The 20,550-nt window shown below is 41.7% G+C and carries 15 protein-coding genes and 1 pseudogene; 10 read left to right on the top strand and 6 right to left on the bottom strand.

The window, feature by feature from the left end; translation table 11 throughout:
• Positions 1-1,113: 1,113 nt before the first annotated feature.
• Positions 1,114-1,611: a hypothetical protein gene (locus E0H94_RS00005; RefSeq protein WP_131324516.1), complete on the top strand. Its 498-nt coding sequence runs from the start codon at positions 1,114-1,116 to the stop codon at positions 1,609-1,611.
• 161 nt (positions 1,612-1,772) lie between these two features.
• On the opposite strand, the gene E0H94_RS00010 is transcribed toward E0H94_RS00005, so the two are convergent.
• Positions 1,773-2,312 carry an NADPH-dependent FMN reductase gene (locus tag E0H94_RS00010; RefSeq protein WP_131324517.1) on the bottom strand — a complete coding sequence of 180 codons (540 nt, stop codon included), beginning with the start codon at positions 2,310-2,312 and terminating at the stop codon, positions 1,773-1,775.
• Between the two features lie 246 nt (positions 2,313-2,558).
• Here E0H94_RS00010 and E0H94_RS00015 point away from each other — a divergent pair, with 246 nt between their 5' ends.
• From E0H94_RS00015 to E0H94_RS00025, 3 genes are all read left to right on the top strand, one after another.
• Positions 2,559-3,932, top strand: coding sequence for an aromatic acid/H+ symport family MFS transporter (locus E0H94_RS00015; protein ID WP_131324518.1), 1,374 nt, complete (start codon positions 2,559-2,561; stop codon positions 3,930-3,932).
• Positions 3,933-4,207: 275 nt separating this feature from the next.
• Positions 4,208-6,616, top strand: a complete 2,409-nt coding sequence (locus tag E0H94_RS00020; RefSeq protein WP_131324519.1) for a YgiQ family radical SAM protein — start codon at positions 4,208-4,210, stop codon at positions 6,614-6,616.
• Positions 6,617-6,938: 322 nt separating this feature from the next.
• Positions 6,939-7,484, top strand: a complete 546-nt coding sequence (locus E0H94_RS00025) for a DUF2726 domain-containing protein (protein ID WP_131324520.1) — start codon at positions 6,939-6,941, stop codon at positions 7,482-7,484.
• A 40-nt stretch (positions 7,485-7,524) separates the two neighbouring features.
• Here E0H94_RS00025 and E0H94_RS00030 read toward each other — a convergent pair whose 3' ends face one another.
• From E0H94_RS00030 to mdtD, 4 genes are all read right to left on the bottom strand, one after another.
• Positions 7,525-7,881: a RidA family protein gene (locus tag E0H94_RS00030; protein ID WP_131265384.1), complete on the bottom strand. Its 357-nt coding sequence runs from the start codon at positions 7,879-7,881 to the stop codon at positions 7,525-7,527.
• A 422-nt stretch (positions 7,882-8,303) separates the two neighbouring features.
• Positions 8,304-9,359 carry a DNA polymerase IV gene (gene dinB, locus E0H94_RS00035; protein ID WP_131324521.1) on the bottom strand — a complete coding sequence of 352 codons (1,056 nt, stop codon included), beginning with the start codon at positions 9,357-9,359 and terminating at the stop codon, positions 8,304-8,306.
• Positions 9,360-9,493: 134 nt separating this feature from the next.
• The gene (locus E0H94_RS00040; RefSeq protein ID WP_131324522.1) at positions 9,494-10,264 is read right to left on the bottom strand and encodes a GH25 family lysozyme; all 771 of its coding nucleotides are present in this window, start codon (positions 10,262-10,264) and stop codon (positions 9,494-9,496) included.
• Between the two features lie 76 nt (positions 10,265-10,340).
• Complete coding sequence (gene mdtD / locus E0H94_RS00045; protein ID WP_131324944.1) at positions 10,341-11,732, bottom strand: multidrug transporter subunit MdtD; 1,392 nt, start codon at positions 11,730-11,732, stop codon at positions 10,341-10,343.
• 273 nt (positions 11,733-12,005) lie between these two features.
• Here mdtD and E0H94_RS00050 point away from each other — a divergent pair.
• Positions 12,006-12,667 (top strand): annotated as a pseudogene (locus tag E0H94_RS00050) (hypothetical protein); the annotation flags it as partial.
• A gap of 29 nt (positions 12,668-12,696) precedes the next feature.
• On the opposite strand, the gene E0H94_RS00055 reads toward E0H94_RS00050, so the two are convergent.
• Positions 12,697-13,317 (bottom strand): TIGR00730 family Rossman fold protein, encoded by a 621-nt coding sequence (locus E0H94_RS00055; protein ID WP_131324945.1) that lies wholly within the window; start codon positions 13,315-13,317, stop codon positions 12,697-12,699.
• A 329-nt stretch (positions 13,318-13,646) separates the two neighbouring features.
• Here E0H94_RS00055 and E0H94_RS00060 point away from each other — a divergent pair, with 329 nt between their 5' ends.
• From E0H94_RS00060 to parC, 5 genes are all read left to right on the top strand, one after another.
• On the top strand, positions 13,647-15,230 hold the full coding sequence (locus E0H94_RS00060) for a TerC family protein (RefSeq protein WP_131324523.1): 1,584 nt from the start codon (positions 13,647-13,649) through the stop codon (positions 15,228-15,230).
• A gap of 73 nt (positions 15,231-15,303) precedes the next feature.
• Positions 15,304-15,771 carry a YchJ family protein gene (locus E0H94_RS00065; RefSeq protein ID WP_131324524.1) on the top strand — a complete coding sequence of 156 codons (468 nt, stop codon included), beginning with the start codon at positions 15,304-15,306 and terminating at the stop codon, positions 15,769-15,771.
• 63 nt (positions 15,772-15,834) lie between these two features.
• A complete protein-coding gene (locus E0H94_RS00070) occupies positions 15,835-16,479 on the top strand; it encodes a trimeric intracellular cation channel family protein (RefSeq protein ID WP_131324525.1) in 645 nt (214 codons plus the stop codon).
• Positions 16,480-16,694: 215 nt separating this feature from the next.
• Complete coding sequence (locus E0H94_RS00075; protein ID WP_131324526.1) at positions 16,695-18,014, top strand: MFS transporter; 1,320 nt, start codon at positions 16,695-16,697, stop codon at positions 18,012-18,014.
• A 263-nt stretch (positions 18,015-18,277) separates the two neighbouring features.
• Positions 18,278-20,497, top strand: coding sequence for a DNA topoisomerase IV subunit A (gene parC, locus E0H94_RS00080; protein ID WP_131324527.1), 2,220 nt, complete (start codon positions 18,278-18,280; stop codon positions 20,495-20,497).
• Positions 20,498-20,550: the final 53 nt, after the last annotated feature.

Here is a 20,550-nt window from a genome sequence, read left to right on the forward strand (position 1 = left end):
TGAAACCTCTTAGCGCTGATGGTAGTGTGGGGTTACCCATGTGAGAGTAAGTCATCGCCAGCTCATTAATTCAAACACCCCCTAACCAACGTTAGGGGGTGTTTTTTATTGGAAATTAAAAAGAATAGACGAAAATTATTTAAAAATATGATTAATCGGTCAAATGATGAGAAATTTTGATTAGACTAATTTAGCGGATCGTTTCCATCTTAAACCTGTATTAATGTGTTTGGGGGGCGATTATTATGAGCTTAAGGGGCTTTCAGTCGAATCAATTCCTACTTTTTTTTAATTTTGATGAGTCAGAAAAAACTAGCGTAAATGATTCAGTGTTAGCTAAAGCTTAATTTTTAAATCATGAATTTGCCTATCTAAGTGTTCAGCCTATTAAAAAAACACCCTTAACCATTCAGTTAGGGGTGTTTTTTTAATAGGCTATTTGGTTTTTATAAGCATCAAGTTTTAAAAATATTGTTCAAAATGTAAACAAATTTAAAATAATACCGTCAATTATAGGGTCATACGACATACTTCATCTGTGTTGATAGAGGTAGATCACAGATATATCCAAAACCTAGTCATGGTCTGACTTTGACTCCAGTATATCTGCGTTCTATAGTAATTTTGTGTTGATTAAAAGGTAAACAATTTAAGAATACAGAGATGAAATGATTGGATTTGATGTATGGAAAAGCCCTCAATCTTTCAGTACACAATAAAGTTATTAAACCGAAAAATTCTTCAATATAAGGAACACATGAATTTGCAAAGATCTATCATGTTTAGCAATTTTACTCAGATTCAGGATAAGTCATTGTTTTTTAATCTGGGGAAGGAGGGTATCACTTGAGAAGATCATCACATTAAAAATCTAAGATTCGATAATAATGCAAAAGAAATCAAGGAGGTCTAGAACGATTTAAACTAAAGCTTTATATCATTCCAGAATGAAAAAATTCGAACAAGGAGAGCATTGTTATTGCACCACATTGTTGTCAAAGAGGTTATGACAACATGACCTCTTGAACATCAACCTAAGGAGTTGGTTATGAGACGATATGAACTTTCTTTAAGGATTTTAGTATTTGAAATCAGTAAGGTGAGGCTATTCCCATGGGTACAACATTAACACTGAATTCAAGATTACTAGCCATTATCGCACAGCGAAACCCTACCATTTATGACATCGTTATACCGCGTTTTACTTGTCCCTCTGCTGAAACTTGGATCATTGGCAAACATTCTCCAGTTGCAGTGAATTCGCAACAATTACCACCTTCAGAATTGGGTGCACTCGTTGCTTCTGAATTTATACAGATGGTCTGGTTTGCAAACCGTTTTGGATTGGATGCCAGTTTTATTCTGGATGATCTAGATGATTGGTGCCCGACCTATCCAAAATGGCCCAAAAGGATACCTTGGTTAACTCCTCAGATTGATTTCCCAAGACAACCATTGCCCGAACCTCCTGCAGATTGGCTTTTAGATTTTCATCTAGGATTTGCTGCAAGGTTAGCCACAGCCCAACTAGAAGAGAGCCTGATCGGTGAGATCGTGACTAAAGCATTCGAACGATCCGCTGCGCTGATTGAGTCTGAAAAATACATATAAATATTTTGGCAATTTTTTGATCAGGTTCATTCAGCATGGATAGGCATTTAAAAGTCTAAGCATTGAAAGGACGGTCTAACTCTTTCATTCAAGAAATCCTGTTGGGGTACAGGGTTTCTTGAATGAGACGCTTAATTGAGTACAGATGACCATACTGTGCTTCATAATTGATATTGGATGAGTTTATTCATAATCAACTTCAAACCATCTATTTCAAATTCATTGGCTGCAAATGTTTCTTCTTTATTACGTTTAAAAATATCCCGAATTTCTAATACCGCATTGGGATCAACCATACCTAAACTTGATGTCACTTGGCGAATTTGACTGATAGAACGAGAGCCATTGCTAGATCCATAACCGATAAAAGCGGCGGGTTTACTCTGCCATTCTTTACCCAGATAATCTAAGGCATTCTTAAGGGCGGGGCTATAACCATGATTATATTCAGGGCTAATAAAAATAAAGGCATCTGCTAAGGCAATTTTATCTGCCCATTGTTGTTGTTTGGGTTGATCATAAATACCCGTGGCCGGAGGATGCGAACCTGAAAACAATGGTAAATCCCAATGTTTTAAATCAATGAGTTCGATATCAATGTCATGCAGGGCAAAATCAGAAATACAATCTGTGATCCAGTGCGCGACTTTAATGGCTGTGCGGCCTTCTCGGATACTACCAACAATAAGATAGATAAGCATGAGGGTTCCATTTTTTATTCTTGTATGTAAATTAACCATTTATGGCATGCTTTCCCAGTCAAACTTTGTTAAGACCTGATGTACGGTTCGAATAATTATATCTTAAAGATGATAAAAGCATGAATAATGAAGTAATTGCATACCTTTGTGGCATATCTATATATGCAATCGGTTTTGGACAATAAAGCAGCTTTACCGCATTGTGTAAATCTATTTTGGGATGATTTCACAAGTTGGAGGTGAAGCGTGAGCACACAAACTTTAAATATAAATACGGTGGTCGATGAAGCCAAATTTACTCCTTTTCATTGGAGTGTTTTGATTTGGTGTTTACTGATTATTATTTTTGATGGTTATGATTTAGTCATTTATGGCGTTGCCTTGCCTTTATTGATGCAAGAGTGGGGGCTTAGCGCGGTACAAGCAGGTTTACTCGCCAGTACGGCATTGTTTGGCATGATGTTTGGTGCCATGAGTTTTGGTACGTTGTCCGATAAATTAGGTCGTAAAAAAACCATTATGATCTGTGTAGCCATCTTCAGTGGATTTACCTTTTTAGGCGCTTTTGCTTCCTCACCTGTTGAATTTGGTATTTTAAGATTTCTGGCAGGGCTGGGCATTGGAGGTGTGATGCCGAACGTGGTTGCCTTGATGACTGAATATGCACCGAAACGTATTCGTAGTACTTTGGTTGCCGTCATGTTTAGTGGTTATGCCATTGGTGGTATGGCTTCAGCTTTATTGGGGGCATGGCTTGTTGCGGATCACGGCTGGAAAATCATGTTCTTTATTGCAGGAATTCCGTTTCTAGCTTTACCGATTATCTGGAAGTTTTTACCCGAATCATTAATGTTTCTGACCAAAAAAGGCGAAACAGCACAAGTGACTCAGATTGTGCAAAAAATTAGTCCTGAGCAAAAATTAAATGCAGAGATACGATTTGTATTAAATGATGTTATCGCAGGTGACGAAGCACCTTTACGTGCCTTGTTCCAGCAAGGTCGTATGTTCAGCACCCTGATGTTCTGGGTCGCCTTTTTCATGTGTTTACTGATGGTTTATGCACTAGGTAGTTGGTTACCAAAATTGATGATTCAAGCAGGCTATTCACTCGGTGCGAGTATGTTGTTCCTGTTTGCTTTGAATATTGGTGGCATGGTCGGTGCAATTGGTGGCGGAGCTTTGGCAGATCGTTTTCATCTTAAACCTGTACTGAGTATTATGTTTACCGTAGGTGCTTTAGCCTTGATTTTACTTGGTTTTAATAGCCCACAGGCGGTGTTGTACACGCTGATTGCACTGGCTGGCGCAGCAACCATTGGTTCACAAATTTTACTCTACACCTTCGTAGCACAGTTCTACCCAACCGCAGTACGTTCTACAGGTATGGGCTGGGCATCAGGAATTGGGCGTATTGGCGCAATTGTGGGACCTATTTTGACAGGTGCATTATTGACCTTGCAGTTGCCGCATCAAATGAACTTTATGGTGATTGCAATTCCCGGCATTATTGCTGCCTTAGCGATATTTATGGTGAATCTAAAAGCTTCTGTTGATGGTAGTACACAACAAGAACAGCCAAACATAGAGACAGCAAAGCGTTCAATTACAAGCTCATGACCTAAGCTGTGTGAAAGAAAAGCTGATTTGAAACACCACCTGATCGAAGCCAAGGCGATAGAAAGGGTGGTGTTTTCATGATCTCAGGCAGCCGCATCCACATGCAGATGTTTAATCTGCATGATTTTGATTTCACAATAAACATAAATTTTTAGATGCTTGTTTTTGTATATATTTTAATCAAGCAAGCTGAATGGAATTCATGGTAAAATGATCGGCTTTCATCTTTGATCTTTATTTGAGATCTTTCATCTGCCAGCCGAGAATTGCTAGCCATGTCTACTGCTTATACCATGCAGACTGCGCCAACAGCGTTGTTTGATTACGACAAATATTGGGCGTCATGCTTTGAACCTGCGCCATTTTTGCCGATGTCGCGTGAGGAAATGGATCAACTCGGTTGGGATAGTTGTGACTTTATTTTGGTGTGTGGTGATGCTTATATCGACCATCCCTCATTTTGTTCGGGCATTATTGGTCGTACTCTAGAAGCACAGGGTTTCCGTGTCGGCATTATTGCGCAACCGGACTGGACCAATGCTGAAGCCTTCCGCGTTTTGGGCAAACCGAATATCGCTTGGGGTGTGACCGCAGGGAATATGGATTCGATGATCAACCGTTATACGGCTGACCGAAAGATCCGTTCGGATGATGCTTATTCACCCGACAATGTGCCGAATAAACGTCCAGATCGTGCAGCAACGGTATATTGCCAACGTGTACGTGAGGCTTTTCCAGATGTGCCAGTATTGTTAGGTGGTATTGAAGCCTCTTTGCGTCGTATTGCACATTATGATTATTGGTCAGACAAAGTCCGTCGTTCAGTGTTGATGGACTCAAAAGCCGATCTTTTGATGTATGGTAATGGTGAGCGTTCGATCACTGAAGTGATGCATCGCTTAGCCAAGGGCGAAAAAATTCACGAAATTACCGATGTTCGTGGCACGGCATTTATCGTGAATAAGCATAATCGTGCATCTAAAGCCAAATTTGTCGAAATTGCATCGAATGATGTGGATGCCATTGGTCGTGTTGATCCGATCATTAATCCTTATGTGATGACTGAAGATTTAGATGGCTGTGAAATTGAAAAAGATAAGGGTAATTCTTTAACCCAATACCAAAATTTCCAAAAAGAATTGGTTGCCAATCCGATTATTCGTGAAGGGGATCAACTGGATCCTGATACACAAATTGTGCAGTTACAGCCGTCGTCAAAAGCGATTAAGCATAAATTACCACCGCGTGAATTGGCTGTGATTCGTTTACCTGCATTTGAAGAAGTGGCGAATGATCCAGTTCTATATGCCCATGCCAACCGTATTTTACACTTGGAAACCAATCCGGGAAATGCACGTGCTTTGGTACAAAAGCATGGCGAGCGTGATGTCTGGTTAAATGCGCCACCGATTCCGTTAACGACTGAAGAAATGGATTATGTGTTTGATTTGCCGTATGCACGTCTACCACATCCAGTGTATGGTGAAGCTCGTTTCCCTGCATTTGACATGATTAAGTTCTCTGTGAACATCATGCGGGGTTGTTTTGGTGGTTGTACCTTCTGCTCAATTACAGAGCATGAAGGGCGTATTATTCAAAACCGTTCAGAAGAATCAATTTTGCGTGAAGTTGAAAAGATTCGTGATACCGCACCGGGCTTTACCGGCATCATTTCTGACTTGGGTGGGCCTACAGCAAACATGTATCGTTTGCACTGTAAAGACCCTGAGATTGAAAAGAACTGTCGTAAACCATCCTGTGTTTATCCAGGTGTATGCCAAAACTTACATACCGATCATGCCCCTTTAACGCAGCTATATCGTAAAGCACGCGCCATTAAAGGCATCAAAAAAATTCTGATTGGTTCAGGTCTGCGCTATGACTTAGCGGTACTGAATCCTGAATATGTCAAAGAATTGGTACAGCATCATGTCGGTGGTTATTTAAAAATTGCCCCTGAACATACCGAGAAAGGTCCATTATCTAAGATGATGAAACCGGGTATCGGGACCTATGATCGTTTCAAACAAATGTTTGATCGTTTCAGTAAGGAAGCGGGTAAAGAGCAGTATCTCATTCCGTACTTTATTGCTGCGCATCCGGGTACGACCGAATACGATATGATGAACTTGGCGATTTGGTTGAAAAAGAATGGTTTCCGTGCCGATCAGGTACAGACTTTCTACCCATCGCCAATGGCTACTGCAACGACCATGTATCACACCGGTAAAAACCCATTAGCCAAAGTGGCGCGATATACCGAAGATGTGGATATTGTGAAAGGTGAGAAGCGTCGTCGTCTGCACAAAGCATTCTTGCGTTATCATGATCCAAACAACTGGCCATTACTCCGTGAAGCTTTAAAAGAGATGGGCCGCCAAGACTTGATTGGTAATTCGAAACAGCATTTGATTCCAACCTATCAACCGCAAGGAACCGAAGGTCAGTATCAGTCTGCTCGGAAGAAAAACTCGACTGTGGATGGTGATTCGCAAAAGCGTAATGGGGAGAGCCGTAATCAACAATCAGGAAATCAATCACGCCCATCAAACACCAAGAAGCGTCCTGAGCGCGGTCAGATTTTAACGCAGCATACAGGTTTGCCGCCGCGTGAAACGGGTGAGAAACGTCCTTTTAATGCAACTGCATCAAAGAAAAGAAAAAATCCGAAAGCACGTGCTTAAGATGGATAAAAAAGACGCTTCGGCGTCTTTTTTTAGGCTTCAGTTCGTCGGAATTTTCTTGTTCAAGACTTAAGATGAATTGCATCTTGCTTGAGGATTAGGCTAAAGTAATTTTATTCAATTTATGTGTGTATAAAAAACACACGAGTTAATTGGCTCACGTCAAGTGATGTGTAGTCGGTTTTTATAATAATTTCGTCAAGATAAATATCGTTTTTTAACTTGAACGCTTGAATAAAAATAGAGGCGCTATAATCGATTCATGACAAAAAAATCGATGTAAAGCCCTAGGATTATAAGAATAGATTAAAGGAATTAATTTATGAGTATGTATTTACTGATTGGACTGCTATTGTTGTTTAGTTGCATGATTTTTAAAAGCTTTAATAATCAATCAAAACAACAGGATAGTGTGCTTAAGCGGCGTGCAGTTTTTAGTTTGAATCAGCAGTTGACCTTTGCACGTTTAAAGGAAATTCTCCCAAGCTACACCATTTTGGCACAGGTTTCTTATGATGCATTGATGACGACAAAATATAGTCGTACTCGAAATAAGTATCGTAATTTATTGGCAGATTTCGTAATTCTCGATGCATCCCATCAGATTGTGGCGATTATTGGTTTAGATGATCCGAATGCCTTAAAGCGCTTTCAGCAAACACAGTATAAAGATGCGTTATTAGAGATGGCAGGTTATCGGGTGATTCGTTATGACGAAGTGCCGAGTTATCAGCAAATTCGACGAGACTTTTTAGGCGAACTCCGTAAAGAGTGGCAAGAGCCAGATACTCAAGAGTTGGATACATCTTTGAAAAAGTATAATTTTTATCACAATCATGAAAAACGTAAGTTGAAACTATGGGGGTAAAATCAGCCTGAATCCATGTTCAAGCTGATTCTAGCTCAGTTTACTCTGGACGGACTGCGGTCACGGTCATTTCAACTAATACATCTGGCGTGTACATTTTTGCTTCAACACAGGTACGAGGCAGTGCTTGCATATCTGCGCACCATGCATCCCAAACTTCATTCATGCCTGCATAATCATTTTCAATATCTTTCAAAAAAATCATGACCGACAAAATATGGCGCTTATCTGTGCCTGCATCGGCAAGAAAACGATCAATAATGTCTAAGGTCTGTTGGGTTTGTCCTTTAATATCGAGACTGGTATCTGCTGCAAGTTGACCTGCAAGATGAACCAAGTTACCTGAAATGGCTATTTCAGAAAAACGCTTTTCGACATGTAAACGTTGAACCGTCATGTGATTTCCATGATGTAAAGAGAACGGTCAGTTTACGTGATCGGGTGTGATCTGCAAATGGTGTTTTGTATGATCCGTACAGCAAGAGAAGGGGGCAATTTCTTTGCGGAGTCATTGGAAAATACGGTTTGGAAATATGAATAACAATAGAAAGAATAAGGTTGATACAGTTTGATTTTTTTATGGTTTGAATCAGAAGAGCAACAGAACCCATGCAACATGTTCAGAATTGCCCTGTAATACTCGGATTGGATCGTCGCGTTCACCACAGGACAACATGCTAAAAGTAAAGGTGATTTTTAGCATTTCAGCGTTTACATGGATAATGTACCGCGTGAAATAGGTTAACCTAAAAATAAAAAAAGTGTAGGGCAAATTGTTGTATTTTTATTCTTTTGTTTAAAAAAGACACAAAAGTGGGCTTACCAGAGACTTAGTTGAGGCAGATCATCGGTAGGGTTTAATTGGTAGACACCCACACCGATCAGACGGAATTGATATTCGGCAGGAATATACATTTCACTGAGTAACAGGTCTAAAACTTGGGTCAGTTCAGCAAGATTATTTAAAGGTGTTTTAAAACTTTTACTGTGTTGAAGCACCTGAAAGTTCTTTAACTTCAGTTTGACGGTTACGCCACGTGCCATAAGCTGTTTTTTATTTAAACTTTCCCAGACCTGCGCTGTGAGTTTTGCCCAATAGGGTTGGCATTGTTGTAAGGTAAAATCATCATCAAACGTGGTTTCTTTGGAAATTTGCTGCCGTTCACGCTCAACCTGCACAGGACGTTCATCAATACCTTGTGCATATAAAAATAATTGGTGACCATACTTGCCAAAGTGATGAGTCAGGGTACTTTCCTCAATTTTCTGTAAATCACCCAAGGTTTCCAAATGCAGTTGTCTCAATTTTTCTTGGGTGACTTTACCGACGCCTGGAATTTTTTTGAGGGGCAAATGCTGAATAAAAATTTGTACTTGGCTGGGTTTAATGACACAGAGACCATCGGGTTTATTCCAATCCGAGGCAATTTTTGCCAGAAATTTATTCGGTGCCACTCCAGCAGAAGCAGTTAAACCAGTCTTTTGGAAAATTTCGGCACGGATACGTTGTGCCACTTCAGTTGCACTGGCTAAACCATACAAATTTTCGGTAACGTCTAGATAAGCTTCGTCTAGAGATAGCGGTTCAATCAGTGGGGTATAGCATTGGAAAATTTGGTGAATTTGTACGGAAACTTCACGATATTGATTAAAGTTGGGTTCAATCACCACGACCTGCGGGCAGAGTTTTCTCGCTTGGGTCATGGACATGGCGGAACGTAGCCCAAATTTCCGTGCGGGATAAGAGGCTGCGGCAATGACAGCACGCGGATGATGCGATGAAATCACCACAGGCAAATGTTGCAGATCGGGACGATCACGTAATTCTACCGATGCAAAAAACGCATCCATATCAATATGTATGATTTTTCTCATATCACCCAAAACTAACGCACCACTGTTCAAGAGTATGGCATGCTCCAGCAAAGCTGTGTAGCACTACAGCAATTAGCGCGACAGACCATGACGGCTAATAGCGCTAATCCGTGAATGGGGTCATAAAAAAGTATTTAAGGTGTGGTAGGGGTAAGCGGTTGAATCCCGTTCTTTTGTAAGAAGATACTCCAGTCATACACTGAACCATGAAAGACATTCATATCGACGGGTTTGCTGATGCCCTGAATTGTGCCCTGATTGGTATGTTGCCAAAAGGTCCATTGGGGATTGCCTTTAAGTTCAGGTTGTCCTTGATATTCACGCACCCAAAGCGGTGTATTTTTGAATTCACCTGCTAAAACAATATTATAGAAAGTTTTTGAAATATAAAAAATCGGTTGCTTACCATAATGTTGTTGTAGCTGATCATGCATAATTTGAATTTCAGTCAGTAATTGTTCTCTGGTATAGGTATTAATACAGTTGCTGTCATATTCCAAATCAATCACAGGTGGTAGGGCATCAGGTTTATTGGGTACAGTTTCAATAAAATTCTGCGCCTGAATGTTGCCATCACGGCAGAGACGATAAAAATGATACGCACCCACCAAAAAGCCGTGTTCACGGGCTTGTAGCCAATTGTCCTGAAACTTACGGTCTTTAAAATCGCCCCCTTCGGTGGCTTTTAAATAGATAAACTGGAATTTTTTATGCGGAACCTGTTTCCAGTTAATTTCGCCTTGATGATGGGAGATATCGAAACCCTGCACTGGAAATTCCTGCGCAGCAGCGGGATTTTGATGAACAATAAAAACATAGAGTATAACAGCAAGACAAACCGTCCCTAGGCCAATGCAGGAAGCAATAAAGGAACTGGATTTTGTTATGCGTGTTGATTTGGTCATGCGTATTTTAATCTCATCAAGTGGTGCTATGATAACGCGAGCATAAAATTGACTCCATGTGCGTTTTGCAAAAGGACTATATGCTGCTGTTTTTGGGAATTTTCCAGAAAATTGCAGCAGTGATGATATTGATGGCACCCAGACAGATAAAGGTCATTTGAAAAGCCGTCGTGACTTGTGCAACCCCATAATGTGCGGTAAAGAGGTTAATCAACGTACCGGCAAGTGCGACCCCAATACTCATGGACAGCATCATGATCATGGACAGGAAACTGTTCCCGCTACTGGCATTTTGCTGAGATAGGTCTTTCAAGGTAAAGGTATTCATGGCGACAAATTGGGTTGAGTTCAACATGCCACAAATGAAAAAGTGGAGTGTTCTTAGCCATAGTGGCGTATCCGCCGTGGTCAAGGCGAAACTGGCGAGGGCACTCCCTACGAGTATGGTATTGACCACCAGTACGGGTCGATAGCCAAATTTTTGAATCACAGGTCGTACAATCGGCTTAGAGACCAATGAGCCCAAGACCAAAGGAATCATCATCAATCCTGTGATGAAGGGTTCAAAATGAAAAGCCACTTGCAGCATTAAGGGCAGTAAAAATGGAAAGGCATTGCCACCCAGTCGTGCAAAGAAATTGCCTAAGATACCAATCGCATAGATGTTGTTTTTAAATAATCGACTACGAAACAAGGCATTTTGATGGGTGTGGGCATGATAGGCATAAATGGCTGAGCTGACGAGTCCCAGTCCAATTAAGGCGAGTCCTTGCCAATGGCTGTGTGCTGTACTGGCAAAACTCTCAATGCCTAAAGACAGTCCGACCATGGCGATGACTAACCACAGAAAACCACTAAAATCGAAGGCTTGTACACTGGGTTCAGTGGCATTCGGTAAGGCTTTTAAAGTCACTAAAATGCCTAAAATGCCCATCGGTAAATTAATCAGAAAAATCCAGTGCCACGTGGCAACTTCAACCAGCCATCCACCCAGAGTTGGTCCAATTAAGGGGCCAATCAAACCTGCCAGACTCATTAAACTCATGGCAGATAAAAATTGATCTCGTGGAATCAGTTTCAGCATGGCTAAGCGACCAACAGGCAACAGCAATGCTCCCCCGATGCCTTGAATAATACGAAACATTAACAATTGATTCAGGTTTTGAGATAGACCGCAACCCAATGATGCGAGGGTAAAAATGACAATGGCTGCCAAATAGGTATTGCGTACCCCAAAACGATCGGCGAGCCAGCCACTTAGTGGAATGCACGCAGCGACAGCCAAAACATATGCCACCACCACACTGTGCATATTCAGGGGGTCTTCATGTAAATGTATGGCCATGGCGGGAATGGCAGTGTTGACAATCGTGGTATCTAAAGCCTGCATAAAAAAGCCAATCGACACCAGTAAAACCAAGAGTCGGTATTCAGGTTGTAAGGCGCGATGTGAAATGGCTTGGCTCATAGAGTAGAAATGGAATTGATCAATACACTGTTGAAAGTCATCATAGCAAAGCCAAAGAATCAGTATTGAAAAAATCACATAAATTAGCAATCAAACTGGTGTCCCTAGATGTGAAAACGAGATTTTGGACAGTCTGAATATTGGTCAGCTTACTTTTTATGACCTGAAGATGAGGGCGGTCATGTAATTAAATTCAATGAGAAAGGTCTAATCTATTTGATGGGATGTGCTGTCTGTCACACTTTAATTATTAAAATGAAATAAAAATGTCATAGTTTAAGCGCGATGCTGACCAAATTGATGATGGCTTATGCCGTTGCGTTTGTAGTTGCGATTTGGGGTTATCGCTTTGTGATGCAAAGGATTCGTATTTATTGAAGTAGAACCCGTCATAAACCAGCTTCAAATATTTGGATTGGTTTGTAATGGGTGTCGACCGCATTTTTGTGGAGTCAGTGGCTAATTCAGGATTTAGCCACTATTTTTGTCTATGTCCCGCGCCAAGTGCCATTTGAATGCTTAATATTTTGCATTTTGGTGTTTGTGGTATTGCTCGGTTGGATTTTTTATTGCAGTGGGCAATTCAAAATATTATCGAGAGCAAAACTGGGGCTGCGGATATTCGCTCAGCCACGATGATCGAGTTTATGTATGCCACCATTTTGTGGGTGTTTCAAGAGTGGGGCAATATTCCAATCAGTATCACATAGGTATTCTTGGGCTTACTGGCAGGGCGTGAGTTTGCGTTGTCCATGCCTTTGGCTGAAGTGAATAAATATCGGACTTCACGTCATGTCAGTAAAGATGCCATGAAATTAATGTTTGGCTTGGTCATCAGTTTACTGTTGGCAACAGAATTACCTAGTTATATCAACACATTTCAGGTTGAAATTTCCGCTAAACGTTTGGTCAAGGCAGAAAAAAAGCGAGCATGAACGGCTCGCTTTTTTGTGGCTAAAATCGATTAAATAACGAAACGTGCAGGGGATTGTAAACTCTTTAAGGCATTTAAAATTTGATCTGCATGATTACACACAATGAGTTTGGCGCGATGTTGCGGAGGTAGAAAACCTTCTTGTACAGCATGATCCAGTTGTGCAATCAAGGCATCATAAAAGCCGTTGACGTTATATAGCATCATGGGTTTCTGATGTTGATTAAGTTGCCCCCAAGTGGCAATTTCTAAAATTTCTTCAAATGTGCCTAAACCACCAGGCAAGGCAACAAAGGCACTCGCACGCTCTGCCATCATGGCTTTACGTTCATGCATAGTTTTGACCACATGTAATTCTGTCAGTCGGTTATGTGCAATTTCATAATCCAACATAAATTCAGGAATCACGCCTACGGTATCACCGCCATGTCCCATCACGGTATCGGCGACTTGACCCATTAACCCAATACTGGCACCACCATATACCAGACCAAAGCCTTGTTCCGCAATGGCGCTTGCCAGTGCAATCGCCTTTTCTTTATAAATGGGATGATTACCAGAACGTGAACCACAGTAGAGTGCAATGAGGGCTTGAGAAGTTTTCGTTGTTACTTTTTCATGTTCTACATTCATTTTTAATACGCTATTCATCATTCTCTATTTTACCTTATCACTTTCTTGTTGGCTGCTCTAGCTTATGTAAGAAATATGACAAGGCGATGTTACGTATCGTTGTTGTGGCTGTCTTTATGTTGTTGCTTGGTGACGCAAAATATGCACTGTCTAAAAAAAGATGAATTTAGTACTGATCTTGCCTATACTGAGCTTCTGTTTTACAACAAATGAATCAACATGAGTCGTGACTGTTGTCGCACTAAACGAACACACATTTTTGCCATAATAAGAGAGAAGATGCAGAGCCAATTTGCACTTAAACCTTACCTTATTCATCCTAAAAACATGATGAAGGAGAGCATTCAATGATTTTTGAGTGGATGTCTGATCCTTCTGCATGGGTAGGCTTAGCCACCTTAGTGGTGCTTGAAATTGTATTGGGGATTGATAACCTCGTTTTTATTGCAATTTTGGCAGAAAAATTACCACCAGAACAACGCAATACCGCGCGTATTCTCGGGCTGATTTTAGCTTTAGGTATGCGTTTGATTCTATTGGCGTCCATTGCATGGGTGGTGACTTTAACCAATCCGTTATTCCATATTTTCGAACATCCTTTTTCTGGGCGAGACTTAATCTTGCTGCTGGGTGGGGTCTTCTTGCTGTTTAAAGGCACCATGGAATTACGTGAGCGGATTGAAAGCAAGCCTGCTTTAAAGGAAGAAAATCCTGTGCATGCGACGTTCTGGATGGTGATTGTCCAAATTGTGATTTTAGATGCAGTGTTCTCCTTAGACAGCGTAATTACCGCTGTGGGCATGGTGAAACATCTGTCTGTGATGATGATTGCGGTCATTATTGCTGTGGGCATTATGTTGTGGGCATCCAAGCCGCTCATGGATTTTGTGAACAGACATCCGACCGTGGTGATTCTGTGTCTGTGTTTCTTGATGATGATTGGTTTCTCTTTGGTGGTCGAAGGTTTTGGCTATCATATTCCGAAGGGTTACTTATATGCCGCGATTGGTTTCTCGGTCATGATCGAGTTCCTGAACCAAACGGTGAAGAAAAATCAGGAAAAAATGGTCACCACCAATGATTTACGCTATCGCACAGCTTCAGCGGTGCTGCGTATGTTGGGGGGGAAAAATGCCAGTGATGCACCTGAACATCAAAACGAAGATGTCTTGGCCACCCGCGCTTTTGCTGATGAAGTCTTTGATCAGGAAAATGGGGTGTATCACAGTGTTATGGTGCAAGGGGTATTGGGGCTTTCCGAACGTCCAGTCAAATCAGTCATGACTCCACGTCCTGAACTGGAATGGCTAGATTTGGATGAAGATGAAACCGCGATCAAACAGCAATTGCTGAGCATGACTCATTCTCGTTTGATTGTGGCACATGGTGAGCTGGACAATATTGCAGGTGTAGTGTTGACGCATAAAGTCATGAATGAATACATCGAAACTGGAGTATTGAATTTCGAGAAGCATTTACGTGACCCTGTGATCGTGCATGAAAATGCACAAGTGCTGATGGTGATGGAACAACTGCGTCAAGCCCCATTACAGTTGGCGATTGTGTTGAATGAATATGGTTCGATCGAAGGGATTGCCACACCGATTGATGTCCTCGAAGCGATTGCAGGCGAATTCCCTGATGAAGATGAATTGGAAACCGCGGCAGAAAGCCTAGAAGATGGCAGTTTGATGTTGGAAGGTTCGACCGATATTCGCCATGTGTCTTTGTTATTGGGCAAAAACTTGGTGGATGACTCAGAACAATATTCAACTTTATCGGGTTATTTACTGTTCCATTTAGGCCGCTTGCCTGAAAATGGTTCCAGTATTGAAGCTGATGGCTTTATTTTTGAAGTGGTAACGATGGATGGTCATAAAATTGAGAAAGTTCATGTGATTCCAAAACACATTGTGGAAAAAGATGATTAACGCTGTAGAAATCCGCGTTTAAACTTCAGTTAAAATAGCCCGCACTGTTCGGGCTATTTTATTGGGAAAATGTATGTCAAAAGAACAATGTCCTTGCGGCTTAGGATTATATGCCGAGTGTTGTCAGCCTTTGCATGTAGGGCAATGCACTGCGCTTAGCGCGGAACAGTTAATGCGTTCGCGTTATAGTGCATTTGCCAAACAGCAGATTGACTATATTGTGCAGACGACGGCATTGGGGCAACAGCAGGCTTTGGATGTCCCCGCAATTAAAGTGTGGAGTGAATCTAATCAATGGTTAGGTTTAGAAGTGGTACACGCGCAGGAAAAACTGGACAAGAGCCATGCCCAAGTGGAATTCAAAGCGCATTATCATGATGGGCAACAGGCCCAAACACATCATGAAGTTTCACATTTTGTGAAACAGGCACAGCACTGGTATTTCCTTGATCCGACTACAGCGCAAGTCATCACCATGAAACAGCCCTGTATTTGTGGGTCGGGTAAAAAATTTAAGCAATGTTGCGCACAATTTTTATAACGTTCAGTTTGGATTTGGCTTAGAATAGCCCGCATCTTAACCCTTCAACGGAAAAGCAGGGCGATGTTACTGACCATAATTTATATTATTGCGATTACGGCTGAGGCCATGACTGGAGCATTGTCTGCGGGTCGACGTAGTATGGATTGGTTTGGAGTGATTCTAATTGCCTGTGTCACAGCACTCGGTGGTGGCTCAGTTCGTGATATGTTACTCGGCCATTATCCTTTGACTTGGGTCAAGCATCCTGAATATTTGGTCCTGACGTGTTGTGCCGCGTTGTTCACCATTTTAATTGCCAAGTGGATGCGTCATCTGCACAATATTTTCTTGGTATTAGATGCTTTAGGTCTGATTGGCTTTACCATTATTGGTTGCCAAATTGCCTTGTCGATGGGACATGGTTTTGTGGTTTCCGCAGTGGCAGGCATTATGACAGGGGTATCTGGCGGGATTTTGCGTGACATTTTGTGTAACGATGTCCCATTAGTGTTCCGTCGTGAGCTCTATGCCAGTATTTCTTTTGTCGCGGTGATTTGTTATTGGGTCTGTTTGGAAATTGGACTATCCCTAGAGCTGACGGTGATTTCAACCCTGATTTTTGGATTTTCTTTACGTCTGATTGCGATTTATTTTGGTCTGGAGATGCCGAAATTTATTTATAAAGATGATGATGCTGATTCTGCCTCTTCAACCGATACGCATTAATCAACGCTTGCAATTTTACCAAAATTTAAAATGACGGTGCCCAAAGCTGAATTTGGGCATATATTTAAAATATAAAATAAATTTCATTTCCCCCATCTTTCAACAGAATTTATTAAAATAGACTGCGCGGTATTTTTTCTTCTGCAACAACATGAAAATTGCAAAGCAGTACTTTCAGGGTTGTTATTTTCCTCATCTTAACTTGAGTCATCGCTATGGATTTAGTTTCACGTGTACAACGTTTACCTGTTGGAAAGTTCCACTATACCTTGTTGTGGGTGATTGGCTTGGGCTGGATGTTTGATGCCATGGATACAGGACTGATTTCCTTCATTCTGACCAAGATGGCAACCGAATGGAGTTTGAGTCCCGCAGAAAAAGGCTGGGTGGTGTCGATTGGTTTTGTCGGTATGGCGATAGGTGCGGTCTGTTCAGGAGCATTGGCCGACCGTTGGGGACGTCGTAATGTGTTTGCTGTGACTTTAGTGACTTATAGTATTGCCACGGCATTGTGTGCTTTTGCCCCAAATTTGACTTGGTTATTGGTCTTTCGTTTTATTGTCGGTTTAGGTCTTGGCGGACAGCTCCCTGTTGCCGTGACTTTGGTCAGTGAATACATTCCTGCGCAAGTGCGCGGGCGATTTATTGTATTGTTGGAAAGTTTTTGGGGACTGGGTTGGTTAGTGGCTGCTTTGGTGTCCTATTTTGTGATTCCAAGTTATGGCTGGCATGTGGCCTTTTTGATTGGTGGTTTGCCTGCACTGTATGTGTTTATGATTTTAAAGAAAGTGCCTGAATCGGTACCGTATTTAATTAACCGTGGACGGATTGAAGAAGCCCATGCTTTGGTGCAAAAACTGGAACGTGAATGTGGCGTGGAAGTCATTCAGCAAATTGAAGTGAAACCTGTCGCTGCCAAACAAAGCGTATCTTTTTCACAGCTGTGGTCAAATCCTTTTGCAAAACGTACCTTAATGCTGTGGCTGATCTGGTTTGGCATTGTTTATTCTTATTATGGCATTTTCACGTGGTTACCCAGTCTGTTGGTCAAACAAGGCTATAGTATTGTGCAGTCATTTGAATATGTTTTGGTCATGATCTTGGCACAACTGCCAGGGTATATTGCCGCAGCATGGCTGGTCGAGAAACTCGGACGTAAATGGACATTGGCAGGTTTTATTGGCTTTTGTGCCTTATCGGCTTATTTCTTTGGACAAGCGAATACCGTCACGCTCATTATGTTTTGGGGCTGTCTGATGTCGTTCTTTAATTTAGGGGCATGGGGCGTACTTTATACTTATACCCCAGAACAGTATCCGACCAATATTCGTGCCTTTGGTTCGGGTTGGGCCTCTGCGATTGGGCGTATGGGCGGCATCGTGGCGCCGTTGGTGGTGACGCAAATGATGGTACAGAGCAATGGTTTTAATCATGTGTTTATGATGTTTACCGCAGTCTTGCTTGCCGTAGCATTGGTCATTTTGGTTTTAGGTGAAGAAACCAAAGGTAAAACTTTAGAATCAATTGGCATGTAAAATTTGCAGGTGAATTGGGCGGCAGAACTGCCGTCATGCCCGCTTTAGGATTATTGGGTAGATCATGTGTTCAGCGCATTGCGGTGAAAATAAAAAATTATAAGTTGATCATTTATTTAAAAGTGGATAATTTTACGACATCAGAGATCCATTAAGACACAAATTGTCGTAGTAGTAGATGGCACACCCTTGTGCAGTCACAGTCTGAGACTTAGCATAAGAACTTAGATAAAAAAACGATTTGATTAGGATGAAAGGTTGTTATGACTAACCTTGCGCATCACGCAACAGAAAACCGCTCCGTCGCAGAATTTACTGAACGCGCTTACCTCAATTATGCCATGTACGTGATTATGGATCGTGCTTTGCCTCACATTAGTGATGGTCTGAAGCCTGTTCAACGCCGTATTGTGTATGCCATGAGTGAATTGGGGTTGAAACACAGTGGTAAACCGAAAAAATCTGCGCGTACAGTGGGTGATGTGCTCGGTAAATACCATCCCCATGGTGATTCGGCATGTTATGAAGCCATGGTGTTGATGGCACAACCGTTTAGCTACCGTTACCCGTTTATCGAAGGTCAGGGCAACTGGGGTTCACCAGATGATCCTAAGTCCTTTGCTGCTATGCGTTATACCGAAGCTAAATTGTCGCAGTACAGTGAAGTTTTGTTGGCAGAATTGGGACAGGGCACGTGTGACTGGCAAGATAACTTTGATGGGTCAATGAAAGAACCTGTGAACCTGCCTGCACGTGTACCCAACATTCTTCTGAATGGCACCACAGGGATTGCGGTCGGTATGGCGACTGACATTCCGCCGCATAACTTGCGTGAAGTGATTAAAGGCACTATTGCCCTAATTCGCAATCCTAATTTAAGCGATGAGAAAGTCGCAGAATATATTCCTGCCCCAGATTTACCCACCAAAGCTGAAATTATTACCCCACCAGATGAATTACTCAAAATTCAGACCACAGGTCGTGGTAGCTACCGTATGCGTGCGGTGTACAGCATTGAGAAAAATGAAATTGTAATCAAAGACTTGCCGTACCAAGTGTCAGGGTCAAAAGTGATCACGCAAATTGCCGACCAGATGCAAGCGAAAAAATTACCGTTGGTCAGTGATGTGCGAGATGAATCGGATCATCAGAATCCAACCCGATTGGTGATAGTGCTTCGTTCAAATCGCATTGATGCAGAAGCGGTGATGAGTCATTTATTTGCCACGACCGATTTAGAATCTAGCTATCGCGTCAATATGAATATGATTGGTGCAGATGGTCGTCCACAAGTGAAATCGATTCGACGTATCTTGTTGGAATGGATTGAAATTCGTAAAGAAACGGTCACGCGTCGCCTGCAATATCATTTAAATAAAATTGAAAAACGCCTGCACATTTTGGCGGGTTTACTCATCGCGTATCTGGATCTTGATACTGTGATTCGGATTATTCGCGAAGAAGACCAACCCAAAGCTGAATTGATCTCACACTTTGGCATTGATGAAATTCAAGCCGAAGCCATTTTAGAATTGAAATTACGCCACTTGGCGAAATTAGAAGAAATGGAAATTCGCCGTGAACAAGCAGAATTGGAAGCCAAAGCTGCCATTATTCGTGAACAATTGGCGAATCCAGAATCTTTAAAGACATTAATTATTAATGAACTTAAAGAAGATGCGAAACGTTTTGGTGATGATCGCCGCTCGCCAATCGTACAACGTGCTGAAGCAACAGCCATTAGCGAGCAAGATTTAATGCCTGCTGATCCTGTGACTGTCGTGCTTTCGGAAGCAGGTTGGATTCGTAGTGCCAAAGGTCATGAGGTTGATGCCGAGAACCTAAATTTCCGTGCGGGCGATCAGTACCGCAGTCATGCACAAGGCAAGTCTAATCAAAAAGTTTATATTTTGGATCAGACAGGACGCAGTTATGCACTGGCAATTAACAGCTTGCCTTCCGCCCGCGGTTTAGGTGAACCTTTAAGTTCCAAGCTTGCGCCTGTGAGTGGGGTAGGTTTCCTACAAGTGCTGATTGAAGAAGATGAGTCCGAAATTTTAGCCATGAGCAGTAAAGGCTATGGCTTTAAGACGCAAGCCAAACAGCTGGATACCAATGCCAAAGCAGGCAAAGCCTTCTTGACTGTGCCTGACGATGCCAAACCATTACCGTTATATCCTTTACAGCAAGCGACCCATTTGGCTTTATTAAGTTCGGCTGGACGTTTACTGATTATCGATTTGTCAGAATTACCAATTCTGAATAAAGGGAAAGGTAATAAATTGATACAACTTGAAGATAAAGATCAAATTATATCTATGACAACACTGAATTTAGATGAAATAATTCAAGTGGTTGCGGGACAACAACAACTTAAAATAAAAGGTGATGATTTACAAAAATACATGGGCAAGCGTGCGACAAAAGGGCAACTGTTACCACGTGGATATCAAAAAGCAAATAGACTGTTGGTTCAGAGATAAAACTAGCATGTATTTGTTGAAATAAGTTATATATGAGGCTGTGTTCGTGAAAA

This window comes from Acinetobacter sp. ANC 4173 (genome assembly GCF_004331255.1).
Lineage (GTDB): Bacteria > Pseudomonadota > Gammaproteobacteria > Pseudomonadales > Moraxellaceae > Acinetobacter.